Source organism: Paenibacillus jiangxiensis (assembly GCF_046098255.1).
GTDB classification, from domain to species: Bacteria; Bacillota; Bacilli; order Paenibacillales; family Paenibacillaceae; genus Paenibacillus; species Paenibacillus jiagnxiensis.
In genome coordinates, this window is record NZ_JBJURI010000017.1 from 77474 (window position 1) to 91987 (window position 14514).

The following is a 14514-nucleotide window of genomic DNA, read 5'->3' on the forward strand; positions in this document are numbered from 1 at the left end:
GCCAGATGCACCTATTGGAACGTCATGTACGCAGATGACGCGTAAAATTTTCGATAAAACAAATATCTCCTTAGCTGGCGCGGGTTTGAATGGCAGGACAGGCTGTTGACCAATTTCCTTCAACCAGGGTATATTTCATGAAGCTTCTCTATTATTAAGAGAGCGTGATTGATAGTCCCAATATATTCTCCGGTCCATATGTACATGGTATTTGAGGTGAAGGGCCTAGGCTGGGTTTTCAGCAAAAGGTACATTGGCCTTATCTTGAACTCTGGGTGAAGGATCGGTGCAAAAAGCGAAAATAATCGGCGGCATATCTAAAACGGCCTTCCTGGATCAGTTGATCGATGATGTCCCAATCTTCCTGCGGCATCGTCAAGGTATAGTGACGTTTTATTCCTCTCGGTTTCGGGCCAGGCTTCTTTCGCCCCTTACCTCGGTTATCGACCTGACTTACCAATCCTCTGACTTCCTTCTCCAAGTCGTTCAGTTGTTTATAAATGCTGTGCAGTTTCAATTCATTTTCGAAGGTACTGTCAATCTGTTCCCTTTCCTCCTTACGGTCATGACTTGTTTCCATTTCATTTTTGTTCATGTTAATCAATATACGTTCTACCTCGATTTGAATTTTTCTCAGTTGTTTCAAATCTCTCTTATGCTCGTCTTGACTGTTCATTCTGATCATCCTCATATAATCGTTGTAGAAATTCATTTCAAGTCAATTTCCAGTTCATCCGGACGGCTAGAAACAGACTTAGATGAAGACCAACGCTCTGTATATACCACCCTCCAGAACCCAAATATGTCTGAAGGGTGGCGTGATGATTCACCATCTGTTTACAGCCATTTCCCGATAGGTGGCTGCGAATGGCACTTGAGGTACTGGTAACCTGTTTACATTTTTTTAAAGTGAATTTGAGCAAGTACAAGCTTAACTTATTTTAACAATAGTAATACCGTTTGTTTGGATATTCCTAGCTGTTATTTGATTATTAGTTGTATCAGCGAGGCTATATTTCAAAATAGAATTAGAACGATTCACGAGATTTAGTGTTGTTGGTGTAGTAGTTACATTCAATATATATGATCCATTCACTTGCAAATAGTTCCACCCTGTATCGACTTGTTGAGTCATGCGTGATGTAGCTGATACTATTGCCCCATTTACACGTAAAGCTACAGCGATAAGCTGCGGTGGGCCTGTAGCATCACCTTGCGCCCAATAATTAACCAAATAGCTTCCAGGTTCACTAATATTGATTGTATCTCCGCCACTTAAGGTAAATGCCGTTCCATTATTTACAACTTGGTTTAATGGGAAATTTGCCCCAACATCTACATCGGTTAAGTTGCTCGCACTAAACGTTCCTGAACTAGTTGCAAAAGTAGGACCCGTCGGGCCTGTAACCCCAGTTGCGCCGGTCGCTCCCGTGGCGCCAGATGCACCTGTTGGAACGTCATGTACGCAGATGACGCGTAAAATTTTCGATAAAACAATGATCTCCTTAGCTAACGTGGGTTGGAATGGTCGAACAGGCTGTTGATAAAAAGAAGATTGCTCGTTCCACTTATCGGCCGGACATATCACCGCTAGGCTTTGATTTGACAATTCCTAATTTAACCCCTTATCATCTGGATGCCTATTCATGGAGTTTTACAGGTCAAGGTTATTGTGCTTTGATGTAGGCCACCTTTCAGAATTTGAATGAACTCCTGAAAGGTGGGCGAGATTCTTACTGTTTAAGCCAGCTTGATTGAGTGGTGTTCCTCAGGACATCAAGAAAGCTTAATGACGTGTACATTTGCGTTATCGAAGGTAGTCCCCCCAGTAGTCCGGTTTACCAATTGGAGGGCTTGCGCAGTCGCGCCAGTGTTTATAACGCCAGCCGCTCCCAATGGAATGAGATTATTCCCATTTGCTGGAGCTATTCCTGATGGATTCGAACCTCTCGATAACGACCAGGTTATGGCATTCCCCCCCAATTCTAGATATGCCGCTGAATTCCCCGTCTGTGACCCAGCAACAACATCTGCGTTCCAGGAAACATAATACGTCTGATTAGGGGCCAATACAATACTGGGTGATGGGTCCGTGTGAGTGATTGCTGTTCCATTGAGGACTCTGGTGTTCAATCTTACTGGTACACCTAAACCCCGAAATTGTTCCCCATCAATTACGAAGCTTGCATTATTTGCGGTTACGGTAGGGCCGGTTACCCCGGTTGCTCCCGTTGCACCAGTGACACCTACACCGGTAGTTCCTGTGGCTCCATCTGCTCCGGTGGCTCCCGTGGCGCCGGATGCACCTGTAGGAACGTCATGTACGCATCTGACGCGTAAAATTTTCGATAAAACATATAGGCTCAAGCGTCCCGATTCAAAAAGATTTCGCATCACAAAGTAAAGGGCAATCGCGACTCCCCAAGGCTAAGACAGAAAAAAAAGAACTGCCGCAAGGACAGTCCAAAAAACAGGCTTTCCGTATACTCCCGGATTTTCCCGGTTAATTTCACTTCCAATCTCATCCTCCCGAATAAAGAACTTGCACCATTAGAACATTACGATTTATTCTCATTGGATATTACGTCATCATCTGACCAAATCGAATGATTCAGAACTGTAACGGCAAGCTGAATGCCATCCCTCATGCCCTGCAAGTACAGCCTTTCATTGAATATCCCTTGCTTATAATGATGCCAGTCCTCCCATTCAGAAAATTCCGGCATCCTTCCAATATCCTTGCCTGCAAACAAAGCTTCAAATGCATGGTCTGCTTGTTTACGAATATGCTTCAATTCAGGATCTTGCTCAATTCTGGCAGATACTTCATCCAGTCTCTCTTGAATCGCTTGCCGAAACCACAGCGGAAGTTTCATCGCCCTGCTTCCCCCTATACTTCTTTTTATCGCGCCTGTTCAGGCCGTGTGGCTTTTATACGCTGATAGCACACCAACAGTTCATCTGTTTTGCGGCTTTGCTCCTGAATTTCTTGACTGACGGACAAAGGCATGAACTGTACCACAGCCTTTTCGTCCAATGCGTTCAGCTTGCGCCGCTCCTCCTCGATCTTTCTCAGCATTCGTTTATTTCCTCCCCCTCCATTCCGAGTTATGAAATCTAGAAAAAATGGATACAATGTATGTTTAAAAACCACCTTAATGGTAATTTAATAACTCATTTAAGTCAACTGTATACTCCTACATAATAAGAGTTATAAAATGATACTCGAATGAAAAGAGGCCACTCTGATGTTTTTTTACGATAAAAAGAAGGTGGGGAAACGCATACGGAAACAGCGCGAAGCTCTGGAAATTTCCCGAGAGCAAATGGCTGAGCACATTGGACGTGTGCCCCGATTCTGTGGCGATATTGAACGCGGAAAAGTTGGCATGTCCATTGAAACGATGCTAGGCATCTGTAATTTGCTTAAGCTTTCTCCTAATGATTTATTGATGGATCAAGAGGGAGGCGCGACAAGTGATGAATCCGAATTGATCATGGCAGCACTCCATAACTGTACAGAGAAACAACGTAGGGATGCATTGGCTCTTTTGAAGCTATTTTTAAACTCGATACAATAACCTTGTATCTTCCCCGGTTTAATTTACAGCCCCATCATTTCCCGCACGATCCGGTCCGCCATTTTCTCCCCCAATGGCATATTCCGTGTTTTAGTAGTTCCGCGAATCGCGAACAGCTCGGAATGCCTTGCAAATAAGGCTCAGAAATTCCAAATGCACCGACGAACATACTGCTCCAGGTGCGGCGGAACAGCAACCAATTCCTCGTGACCACCGATGCCACTTGCCGTTGGGAATTCTGAAACTGTCTTGCGTACTCGTCGTTACGCGAGATAGGCTTCCATATGTACAGTAGGATCAACATAGATCAACGGATTGTTGCCATCATACGTATTCAATTCAAACTCAGCGGATCGATTACCCCTCCCTGATACGTATCCCCGCCCATAAAGCGGTCCATGCCGGGTCGTACCAGTGGGTGTGAAGGTCTTGCAGACCTGTCGTGTCTTTTAACCGCTGAATTTATTCAGCACCGAGTTGGGTATAAAGTAGTGTCGACGTTTTTAGATTCGCTTTCGCTCGGGGAGACAAGGTGCACGCACCACTATGGATACTAAAAGTTGAGGTCTCTGGTGAGCCAGGGACCTCATTCATGCAGCCGTTCACAAAACATGATGACAATAACCTCGGTCCATATGTACATGGCATTAGAAGTAAAGTGGATGGGTAGTGTTTTCAGCAGAAAGTACATCGGCCTTATTTGGGGCTCTTGGTGAAGGAGCGGTGCAGAAAGCGAAAATAATCTGCTGCGTATCTAAAACGGCCTTCCTTGATCAGATAATCGATGATATCCCATTCTTCTTGCGGCATGGTTAATGTGTAGTGTCTTTTTATTCTGCTTGGTTTCGGGCCAGGCTTCTTTCGAACTTTACCTTGGTGATCGACTTGGTGTACTAACACTTCGACCTCCTCTTTCAGATGATTCAGTTGTTTATATATGCTTTGCAGCCTCAATTCATTTTCGAAATTGAAGTCAATACGTTTACTTGCAATTTCCTCCGTACGACCATGATTCGTTCCCTTTTCATTTTTATCCATATTCGTCATCATACGTTCCACCATGCTTTGTATTTTACTCAACTGCTCCACGTATTCTTTGTAATCAGTTTGACCATTCATTCAAATCATCCTTTGATTATATACCCACCCTTCAGAACTGATTAATCTTTCTGAAGGGTGGCATTTTTCTATCATCAGGCTCTACACCATGCATGATAGGCAGCCGATGTTATTCAAATTAATCCAACTTATTTACACTGACACTGCTGTTATCATTGTGCTATTACGAACAGAAGGCGGTACACGTTAGTCATCAGGTAATTCTTCTGTCCGTCAGGCCAGCTTGACGACGCTAACAGTTGCATCTAAATACGTCGCAGCGGTTGTATTGGTATTAAATACGGTCAGAATGTTAGATCCCGAACCAGTGTTGAAAACACCGCCACCAGCAATATTGCTAAGTGCTCCCGGAGTTCCAGACGAGGTTCCCCCTGATCCGCCAATTCCCGTTCCATTAAGAGCAAGCCCGGCAGACGAAAAGCCATTTGCATTATTCACACCCACAACATTATATTGGGCATAGTAAGTTTGGTTAGGGGCCAAGGTAACATTCGTGCTACCATTTGTGTGCGTAATTGAGGTACCATTCACTACTTGGGTAGATCCCAAGTTAAGAGCTGCACCTTGCCCCACATTCTGTGGTATATTAGTAGCTGCAGTCAAATTATTAGCCGTCACTGTCGGTCCTGTTGTGCCTGTAGCCCCCGTTACGCCTGTTGCTCCTGTCGGACCGGTCGCTCCGCTTGCTCCCGTGGCGCCGGATGCACCCGTGGGGATGTCATTTACGCAGCTGATGCGTAAAATTTTCGATAAAATAATGATCTCCTTAGCTGGCCCGGGTTTTCGGTATGGGTGGGCTTGAATGAACGGACAAGGGGTTTACAAATTTCCTGATTCAACCAGGAGATATTTCATGTAGTCTCTCTATTATTAAGGGCGGGATTGATAGCCCCTTTTAGAAGATGCGGGGCTCTGGGTGAAGGATCGGTGCAGAAACCGAAAGTAATCTGCAACATATCTAAAACGGCCTCCCTTGATCAGATGATCGATGATGTCCCAATCTTCTTGCGGCATCGTCAATGTATAGTGTCGTTTTATTCCTCCTGGTTCCGGGCCAGGCTTCTTTCGAATTTTACCCGGGTGATCGACTTGGTGGACAAACACTTTAACCTCCTCTTTCAACTGATTCAGTTGCTTATATATTCTTTGCAACCTCAATTCGTTTTCGATGGTAAAGTCAATACGCTTACTTGCAATTTCCTCAGTACGACCATGATTCGTTCCATTTTCGTTCTTATCCATGTTCATCATCATACATTCCATCATGCTTTGGATTTTATTCAACTGCTCCACGTATTCTTTATGTCCATTATGACCTTTCATTCGGATCATCCTTTGGTTTGAAAACCTTATTTCCTTAGTCACCAGGATGTATTTCGTGAAGTTTCTTAAGGCTTATGTTCAGATTATTGACTTATAGCCACCCTTCAGGACTGTATAAGTGCCTAAAGAGTGGCGAAGTTGTTTGCCCCTATTTTTTCCCTTTTCCTTCCACTTAACAGGGGAAATGAGTAATAGCTGCGCCACTTTCTGTACATATGCGATTCTGTTGCATTTTGGTGTTCAATGCACCAGGTCACTCATCTGTTTGTCAAGCCAGCTTGAAAACACTGACTACCGTATTATAAAACGTCGTATTCCCGGGAGCATTATTAGCGTTTCTCAATTCTAAAGTGCTTGTCATTGTTGTAGAGGTGATCGTACAAGTGCTGAGGTTTGCCTGGTCTCCTGCAGTACCCGAAGCACTGCTTTGTGTTCCGGGAATAACGACTCCGCTTACGGTAAGAACTGCAGAGGACTGTCCAATACCCGCTATAGGTGCCAATATCGTATTCGTACTATAACATACAGAATACGTCTGGTTGGCGGCTAGAGTTATATCAGTAGTACCTGACCGCTGTATAGCCGTTCCGTTTTGAGTAACGGTAGTGCCAAGGTCAAGTGGCGTGTTTTGAGCTACAACATTATTTCCATTATTACCTGTTGACAAGTAATTGGCCGTGACTGTCGGGCCTGTAGGTCCAGTCACCCCCGTCATCCCAGTAGCTCCAGTCTCTCCTGTAGCGCCTGTTGCTCCCGTTGCACCTGTCAAGCCTGTCGCTCCGGTGGCCCCCGTGGCGCCGGATGCACCCGTGGGGATGTCATTTACGCAGCTGATGCGTAAAATTTTCAATAAACTAATTTTCCCTTAGCTAGCGCGGGTTTGAATGGTTGGACAGGCTGCAAACAAATTTCCTTCAACCAAAGTCTATTTCACAACGATTCTCTATTAATAAAAGATGGACTTGATTGGCAACACGTACGATTAGCACTCATGCTAGTGAGGACCAACACCCTGTCCACACCACCAGAAAGGGGGAATTATTAACCGATTCAATAATCTCGCTCTTTTACTGATGATCTTATCGGCTGAAAGCTCCAGCCAGCCTATTCCGTTTGAAAATCTTCATGGAGCCTGGGCATTTGATCCGCCTGTCAGCAACACGCTCCCTCAAGCTAATTTGATGACTATGTAATTCAAGGCAACCTAATTCCCAACAATAATTTGGGATATGATATTTATTAATTTCTTTGATTTCTATCGGATTTTCGAGTATTTGATAGTTCTCACACGTCCTGAAAAGAACAAACGTGGGCCCAGTTGCACCCGTCGCCCCAGTTGCTCCGGTGGCTCCTGTATCGCCTGTAGTACCTGTTGCTCCCGTCGAGCCCGTTGCTCCCGTCGACCCTGTTGCTCCCGTCGACCCTGTTGCTCCCGTCAACCCCGTTGCTCCCGTCGACCCCGTTGCTCCCGTTGAACCCGTTGCTCCCGTCGACCCTGTTGCTCCCGTCGACCCTGTTGCTCCCGTCGACCCTGTTGCTCCTGTCGAGCCCGTTGCTCCTGTCGAGCCCGTTGCTCCTGTCGAGCCTGTTGCTCCTGTCGAACCTGTCGACCCCGTTGCTCCCGTTGAACCCGTTGCTCCCGTCGACCCTGTTGCTCCCGTCGACCCTGTTGCTCCCGTCGACCCTGTTGCTCCCGTTGAACCCGTTGCTCCCGTCGACCCTGTTGCTCCCGTCGACCCTGTTGCTCCTGTCGAGCCCGTTGAGCCCGTTGCTCCCGTTGAACCCGTTGCTCCCGTCGACCCTGTTGCTCCCGTCGACCCTGTTGCTCCCGTCGACCCTGTTGCTCCCGTCGAGCCCGTTGAGCCCGTTGCTCCTGTCGAGCCCGTTGCTCCTGTCGAGCCTGTCGCTCCTGTCGAGCCCGTTGCTCCCGTCGAACCTGTCGAGCCCGTTGCTCCTGTCGCGCCGCTTGAGCCTGTGGCTCCGCTTGGACCTGTGGGTCCTGTTGGACCTGGCGGACATGTTGGACACGTTCCTGGCGGCCCTGCCGGACCCTGCACTCCTGTCGCTCCTGCCGGACCTGTTGCTCCCGGTGGTCCTCCTGCTGGTCCTGTTGGCCCTGGAGGACCGGTTGGCCCCACAAGATTGGTAGCATCCAGGGCTGTTTCTAATTTGTTGCTCAGTACAAAGTCTTTATTAACCGTTTCTTGCAGCGTTTTACGAATGCTTTCATTTACTGCCAACAAATCACTGATCGTTGCTGGTGGCGATGTTACCCCAGGAAGCGTTCCCAGGACATATTGCAGCTTTTCCCCTTCGGCATTCAGAATGTGGCTAAGCCCGAGTTCCTCCAGTGCTATAGAAGCTACGATTAAAGATATGGCGTCGTCTCTTGTAATGGTGATCGTTGGTGTAATATTAGGCAAATTGGATTGAGACAATAACAATCTCTCCTTTCGCTTGGAATACTCCCAATCTATTCGTCTTTGCTTCGATAGTGTCGGGACAATCGTCTGTTTTCTGCAGTCTATTCAAAAAATAGGCAACATGTCACAATGTACTTGCAACATTAAGGTTTTACCAGGCATGAAACGGCGACCCCCGGTTGCATCATCAGGGGAACCGCCGTTTCAGTGGCTTTGCACAATCAGAAGAACAAACCGCCGAATTCATCAAGGAGCAGCATAGCTGACAAGATAAGGCTGGAGCTACGTATTGTAATGCCCGATGCTGTATTCAACGACACGGCTGGACAACCGGGACATTTTGTTTTTCGAACTAGCGGGCAGCCTCGATTCCAAGCGCAAGGGCACCGCACAATCCGGCATTGTCACCCAGGCCTGGCGGCACGATATAACTGTCCATATGGTTAAGGAGCAGCGGGGATGCGACATAACCGTTTAAGTTTTGAGCAACTTCCTTACGGATGAGCGGAAACAACTGTTTCTGATGCATAACCCCACCGCCCAGAATCACTTTTTTCGGCGATAACAGCAGAATAACTCCGGAAATGGCCTGCGCCAGATAATAAGCTTCCATCTCCCAAGCCGGATGATCTGAGGGCAGTTCGCTTCCCTTCACTCCCCAGCGTTTCTCAATCGCGGGTCCGCTGGCCATGCCCTCCAGGCAATCGCCATGATAATGACACAAACCACCAAAGCCATCCTCCTGATGCCGCCGGGTCAATACATGCCCCCCTTCCGGATGGACCAGTCCGTGAACCAGCCTCCCTTCCGCGTACACTCCAACGCCGACGCCTGTTCCGATCGTATAATATACGCAGCTATCCAGCCCTCTGGCTGCACCCCACTTCGCCTCGCCAAAGACCGCAGCATTCACATCGGTATCGAAGCCAATCGGTACGGGGTAAGAACGTTTCAAATACCCTACGAAGTCAAACCCGCTCCATCCCGGCTTAGGTGTCGTAGTAACACGCCCGTAATTTGGGCTGGAGCGATTCAGATCGATCGGCCCGAAAGACCCGATTCCGATCGCCTCAACATCTTGGTCCCGAAAAAACGTCAACGCTTGCTCGAGCGTTCTTTCCGGCTCCTCCGTTGCATAGCTGATCCGATTCTCGATTTCACCCTTTTCATTCCCGACCCCGCATATAAATTTCGTGCCTCCTGCTTCAATTGCACCTATTCGCATTCTTGCTCCTCCTAAAATAAAAGTGTTTCCACTCTCATTTTATATTTTTGACAAACGTTTTACCATATTGATTTTCTGGTTTTTAAAATTATTAATTAATCCTCAATAAATAACCATTGTAAACGTTGACAACAAAAAAACTTATGTTATTATGTGTTTGTAAAACGTTTTACTAAATGGAGATGACGCGATGAAAAAAGTATTTTACAAACCGAAAGGCGGATGGGTCGGCGATGTGATCCCGTTCTACGACAATGGAGAGTACAAGCTCTACTATCTCCATGATCAAAGAGTTGATGGAGATTATGGAAATCATACAACGTGGAACCTTATCACAACTAAAAATGGCCTGGATTTTGAAGATTATGGAGTTTCTTTGCCCAACGGAAACGAAAGCGATCCCGACCGCAACGCTTACACCGGTTCGGTGATTAAGGACCCGAACGGCACGTATCACCTGTTCTACACCGGGCACAATCCCAACGCCGAATTTTGCATTAACGGAAAGCCCTTACAAGTCGTTTTGAAGGCAACCGGCACCGACGGTATCCATTGGACGAAGGATGTAAATTTCAAGCTTTATGGGGACGGCGTGATTTACGAGAAGTTCGATTGGCGCGATCCGTTTGTGTTTTTCAACGAAGAGCGACAAGAGTACTGGATGCTCGTCACATCAAGGCAAATGAACTCCTCCGAAAAAAGAGGCGGGTGCATTGCTCTGCTCACTTCCGATGACCTGGAGCATTGGCATTATCGGGAGCCGTTTTACAGCCCGGACAAGTACATCACGATGGAATGCCCGGATTATTTCCAAATGGGAGACTGGCACTACTTGATCTACTCGACGTTCAGCGAAAAGTTTGTAACGCATTACAAAAAAAGCAAAAGCATCGAAGGGGTATACACCTCCCCAATTCCCGACACCTTTGACGGCAGAGGGTTTTATGCGGCGAAAACGGCATCAGACGGTCAACAAAGATTTGCCTTTGGCTGGGTTCCTTCTAAACAAGGTGCAAGCGATTACGGTGACTGGGAATGGGCCGGAACGCTGGTCGTTCATGAGATTTATCAAAATGGCAACGGCGATCTGCTGGTAAGGATACCTCAAGCAATCTATGAGCATTTTAATACCGGAATGGACGTCATTCACGAAGCGGAGAAAAATTGCCGTCACGACGGAAGCCGCTTTGAACTGGACTCTCCCGACGGACTCGCTTACTGCGTCTTCAATAAACTGCCTTCCCAAGTCCTGATCGAGGCTGAGTTTACGGACTGGAATGAGGCGAAAGATTTCGGGATCGCGCTGCGAACCGACCAAGCTCTTGATACAGGCTATTTCATTAAATTCGATCCCTTCCACAATCGAATCGCTTTCGATATGTGGCCAAGAACCGAGCCCGGTTTTTTCCAGTGGCAAATTGCCGGCGATAAACCGCAAATGATCGAACTGGAAAGACCATTTATGTTCAGCCGGCACGACCGGATTACAGTAAAGCTGATTTTGGAAGATGACATCCTGTGTCTATATGTCAACGATGCCATCGCGATGACAACGCGGGTCTATAACTTCAAAACCGGTCATCTCGGTTTTTTTGCAAATGAGGGCTGCGTCAAAGTCCATAACGTCAAGCTCAAGACGGGAGCAAAGGATTAATTTATATAATGGAGGGGTTTTAAAATGGCAAAAAAGAGAAAACTGTCGAAGGTCATCTCGCTTCTCACTATCTTTGCATTCATTGCAACCGCTCTCGCGGGCTGCGGCGGATCGGCGAAGGATGCCAACAAACAGGAAACTTCTTCTGATGGCTCCGCCGGCAAAACGATTACATGGCTGTCGGCCCGCCCTGCGGACGGCCCGATCGTGCAAACGATGCGTGAGCTGGCGGACCGGTATGCGAAAGATCATCCCGGTTTCAAGCTGGATATTCAAGTGACTTCCGATAGACCTTCCTATTTGACCAAGCTGCGCACGCTCGTCGCTTCCGGCGAAGCTCCGGAATTGATCGATATGGACGCCGATCCGTACGCCCAGCAATTGGCGGAAGCCGGAATGCTGGTTGACATGAAGCAGTTTCTGGATGAACAAGGACTGTACGACCAATTCTACGAACCTGCGCTGAAATACCAGGAACTGCCCGATGGCAGCCTGTACCTTCTCCCTTTGGAGTATCAGCTGGAAATGACCTGGTATAACAAGCAAATATTCAAGGAAAATAACCTAACCGTTCCCAAAACCATCGATGACATGCTAACAGTTAGCAAGGCGCTAAAGGACAAGGGCATTACCCCGATCGCCGTTGACGGTGTTGACGTTTGGCCCTTGCTGCGCTATGCAGCCATGATTCCGTTCCGGGCGACCGGAAATGAATTTGCCCGCAATCTGAGCGAAGGCAAGGCCAAAATGAGCGACGAAGTCGGAATGCAAGCTGCGAACTTTGCACAGGAGATCGCTCAATCCTTCCAGGAGGGGTTTGCCACTACGGATTATACGACAGCCAAGAACATGTTCCTCAATGGTGAAGCTGCCATGTATACCATGGGTACCTGGGAAATTCCGTCCTTTACAGAGGACAATCTTCCGGAAAACCTCAAAGGCAACGTTGACTATTTCTATCTGCCTACCATCAACAACGCCAAAACGCCGAATAATGAGTTTTTCGGAAACAGCGGCATCGGTCTTGCCGCAACGGCTGACAAATTCGACGCAACCACCAAAGACTTCCTGAGTTTCGTCTTAAAAAATTACAGTGACATCTATGTAGCCAAACAACAGATGTCTCCGCTCAAGTTTGAGATTAAAGATGAATCCCAGTTCTCCGATTTATACTTGCGTATTAAAAAGGATATGGATAACTACGGATCAGAATTTGCTAAGCCTTGGGATACCTTACTGGACCCTAATACGAACTCCGTCATGAGCGATTTAATCATCAAATTGATGATGGGTGCCATGACGCCAGAAGAGTTTGCCAAACAAATCGACGATACGATTGCCCAAAACGTCACCAACTAGCTCGTTAACGTTCAGAACACTGCCACCCACCCGGCCATACAAGGTCCGGGTGGCAGCCTTCAGTGAACTTTTTAAAATAAACTTTATGGAGAGATTTATATGAATGTGCTCAAGGACAAGAAGGCATGGTTAATATTCATCACGCCAGCCTTGCTGTTTTATTTAGGAACTGTCTTTGTCCCGATCATTCAGTCGCTGAACTACGGCTTCCAGGATTGGAATGGAATAAAAGATGCCGAGTATATTGGGCTGGGCAACTATATCAAGATGTTTCATGACCCCTACTTCTGGAATTCCGTGAAAAACAACTTGGTATATGTCGTAATCGTGGTACTCATGCAGGTGTTCATCGGCTTGTTTTTTGCATTGCTGCTCTCGTATGTCAAGAAAGGAGCCGGCATTTTCAGAACGCTGTATTATTTGCCGGCCGTTGTGGTCACCGTCGCCATCGCGCAGATGTTTCGGAACTTCTATTCCCTGCAGCCGCTTGGTTTGCTGAACATGTTCCTGGATTGGATCGGACTGGGCCATTTGCAAACCGCCTGGTTATCCGATCCGCACACCGCATTGATTGCGGTATCCATTCCCGAAGGCTGGCGCTTTACGGGGATGTACATGGTTATTTTTTACGCAGCACTGATCGCGATTCCGAAAGAAGTCGAGGAGGCTGCAACTATAGACGGCGTTAATGGATGGCAGCTGATCCGGCATATCAAGTTGCCAAGTATTAAACATGTGCTGAGTTTGGCCCTTATCATGTGCACCACCGGCGCGCTGAGAGGCTTCGATATTCCTTATATCATCGGCGTGCCGGGTTCGACGACTGAGCTGGTTACCACTTATATGTACAAAAAAGCGTTTGCTACCAACCAATTTGGATACGGAAGCTCAATCGCCGTATTTATCGTCATTGAAAGCCTTATTGCCGTTCTTATTATTCGGGCCATATTCAATTCCAGGAAAGGAGAAGCGTAACATGCAATCCAAAAAAGCGGCCTTATCCTTTCTGCTGTATTTTATCGTTATCGCAATCCTAATCGTGCAGATCTACCCGGTGATCTGGTTGATGCTGTCCAGCTTTAAATCGAGCATCGAACTAACGACAAAGCCCTTTTCGCTGCCGACAGTATGGTCGTTCGACAACTATGCAGCCGTATTCAAGGGAAGCGATCTGTTACTTTATATCAAAAATACCGCCATTGTAACGTTCAGCTGCCTGCTGCTGATCATCTTCTTAAGCTCAACGGCCGGCTTTGCCCTCGTCAAAATGAATTTTAAGCTGAATTCGAAGCTGCTGCTGTTCTTTACGGTCGGGATCATGATCCCCATTCAAGTAACCCTAATCCCGTTGTTTATTATGTACAAGGACTTCGGGCTGCTGAATTCATACCTGGCGCTAATCCTTCCTCAAGTCGGATTTGCTTTGCCCTTATCCATTTTGATCTTCACCAGCTTTTACAGTTATGTGCCCAACGAATTGATCGAAGCTGCTGTCATTGACGGATGCAATATTTATCAGGTGTTCTATAAAATCATTTCTCCGCTTACCATCAACACAACCATCACGGTCGCATCGATCAATTTCGTTCTCATTTGGAATGATTTTATTTTTTCCAACACCTTTACGAACGACAAGCAATACAAAACAATCGCCGTTGGTCTTCAGGAGTTCATCGGGGCATTCGGGGCGACAGATTGGGGACAGACGTTTGCGGCCATCTGTATCAGTATCATCCCGATCATTATCATCTATTTATTTCTAAACAAATACTTGATGGCTGGCGTTTCTGATGGAGCAGTTAAAGGATGAAAAAAGATAAGGAGAGATGA

General features: G+C 47.0%; 15 protein-coding genes. 5 read left to right on the forward strand and 10 right to left on the reverse strand.

Translation table 11 applies throughout. The features are described from left to right. Nucleotides 1–259 precede the first annotated feature (259 nt). From ACI1P2_RS17135 to ACI1P2_RS17150, 4 genes are all read right to left on the reverse strand, one after another. Nucleotides 260–676 (reverse strand): hypothetical protein, encoded by a 417-nt coding sequence (locus ACI1P2_RS17135; RefSeq protein WP_355321066.1) that lies wholly within the window; start codon nucleotides 674–676, stop codon nucleotides 260–262. Between the two features lie 255 nt (nucleotides 677–931). Beyond that, on the reverse strand, nucleotides 932–1609 hold the full coding sequence (locus tag ACI1P2_RS17140; RefSeq protein WP_355321067.1) for a hypothetical protein: 678 nt from the start codon (nucleotides 1607–1609) through the stop codon (nucleotides 932–934). Nucleotides 1610–2558: 949 nt separating this feature from the next. Then, on the reverse strand, nucleotides 2559–2876 hold the full coding sequence (locus ACI1P2_RS17145) for a hypothetical protein (protein ID WP_355321068.1): 318 nt from the start codon (nucleotides 2874–2876) through the stop codon (nucleotides 2559–2561). A 26-nt stretch (nucleotides 2877–2902) separates the two neighbouring features. After that, nucleotides 2903–3079, reverse strand: a complete 177-nt coding sequence (locus ACI1P2_RS17150; protein WP_355321069.1) for an aspartyl-phosphate phosphatase Spo0E family protein — start codon at nucleotides 3077–3079, stop codon at nucleotides 2903–2905. 169 nt (nucleotides 3080–3248) lie between these two features. On the opposite strand from ACI1P2_RS17150, the gene ACI1P2_RS17155 reads away from it, so the two are divergent. Further along, nucleotides 3249–3581, forward strand: coding sequence for a helix-turn-helix domain-containing protein (locus ACI1P2_RS17155; RefSeq protein WP_355321070.1), 333 nt, complete (start codon nucleotides 3249–3251; stop codon nucleotides 3579–3581). 696 nt (nucleotides 3582–4277) lie between these two features. Here ACI1P2_RS17155 and ACI1P2_RS17160 read toward each other — a convergent pair. The 6 genes from ACI1P2_RS17160 to ACI1P2_RS17185 all read right to left on the reverse strand — a co-directional run bounded on the left by ACI1P2_RS17160 (nucleotide 4278) and on the right by ACI1P2_RS17185 (nucleotide 9671). Beyond that, entirely contained in the window at nucleotides 4278–4700 is a 423-nt protein-coding gene (locus ACI1P2_RS17160; RefSeq protein WP_355321071.1) for a hypothetical protein, read from the reverse strand. Between the two features lie 213 nt (nucleotides 4701–4913). Further along, the gene (locus ACI1P2_RS17165) at nucleotides 4914–5231 is read right to left on the reverse strand and encodes a hypothetical protein (protein WP_355321072.1); all 318 of its coding nucleotides are present in this window, start codon (nucleotides 5229–5231) and stop codon (nucleotides 4914–4916) included. A gap of 339 nt (nucleotides 5232–5570) precedes the next feature. Further along, the gene (locus tag ACI1P2_RS17170; protein WP_355321073.1) at nucleotides 5571–6023 is read right to left on the reverse strand and encodes a hypothetical protein; all 453 of its coding nucleotides are present in this window, start codon (nucleotides 6021–6023) and stop codon (nucleotides 5571–5573) included. A gap of 268 nt (nucleotides 6024–6291) precedes the next feature. Continuing rightward, nucleotides 6292–6873: a hypothetical protein gene (locus tag ACI1P2_RS17175; RefSeq protein ID WP_355321074.1), complete on the reverse strand. Its 582-nt coding sequence runs from the start codon at nucleotides 6871–6873 to the stop codon at nucleotides 6292–6294. 229 nt (nucleotides 6874–7102) lie between these two features. Continuing rightward, nucleotides 7103–8461, reverse strand: coding sequence for a collagen-like domain-containing protein (locus ACI1P2_RS17180; protein ID WP_408976257.1), 1359 nt, complete (start codon nucleotides 8459–8461; stop codon nucleotides 7103–7105). Between the two features lie 337 nt (nucleotides 8462–8798). Further along, nucleotides 8799–9671 (reverse strand): ROK family protein, encoded by an 873-nt coding sequence (locus ACI1P2_RS17185; RefSeq protein WP_355321076.1) that lies wholly within the window; start codon nucleotides 9669–9671, stop codon nucleotides 8799–8801. A 190-nt stretch (nucleotides 9672–9861) separates the two neighbouring features. On the opposite strand from ACI1P2_RS17185, the gene ACI1P2_RS17190 reads away from it, so the two are divergent. The 4 genes from ACI1P2_RS17190 (at nucleotide 9862) to ACI1P2_RS17205 (ending at nucleotide 14494) form a co-directional block, all read left to right on the forward strand. Then, a complete protein-coding gene (locus ACI1P2_RS17190) occupies nucleotides 9862–11325 on the forward strand; it encodes a glycoside hydrolase family 32 protein (protein WP_355321077.1) in 1464 nt (487 codons plus the stop codon). Between the two features lie 24 nt (nucleotides 11326–11349). Next, complete coding sequence (locus ACI1P2_RS17195; protein WP_355321078.1) at nucleotides 11350–12684, forward strand: ABC transporter substrate-binding protein; 1335 nt, start codon at nucleotides 11350–11352, stop codon at nucleotides 12682–12684. A gap of 99 nt (nucleotides 12685–12783) precedes the next feature. After that, nucleotides 12784–13659: a carbohydrate ABC transporter permease gene (locus ACI1P2_RS17200; protein ID WP_355321079.1), complete on the forward strand. Its 876-nt coding sequence runs from the start codon at nucleotides 12784–12786 to the stop codon at nucleotides 13657–13659. Between the two features lies 1 nt (nucleotide 13660). Further along, nucleotides 13661–14494: a carbohydrate ABC transporter permease gene (locus ACI1P2_RS17205; RefSeq protein WP_355321080.1), complete on the forward strand. Its 834-nt coding sequence runs from the start codon at nucleotides 13661–13663 to the stop codon at nucleotides 14492–14494. Nucleotides 14495–14514: the final 20 nt, after the last annotated feature.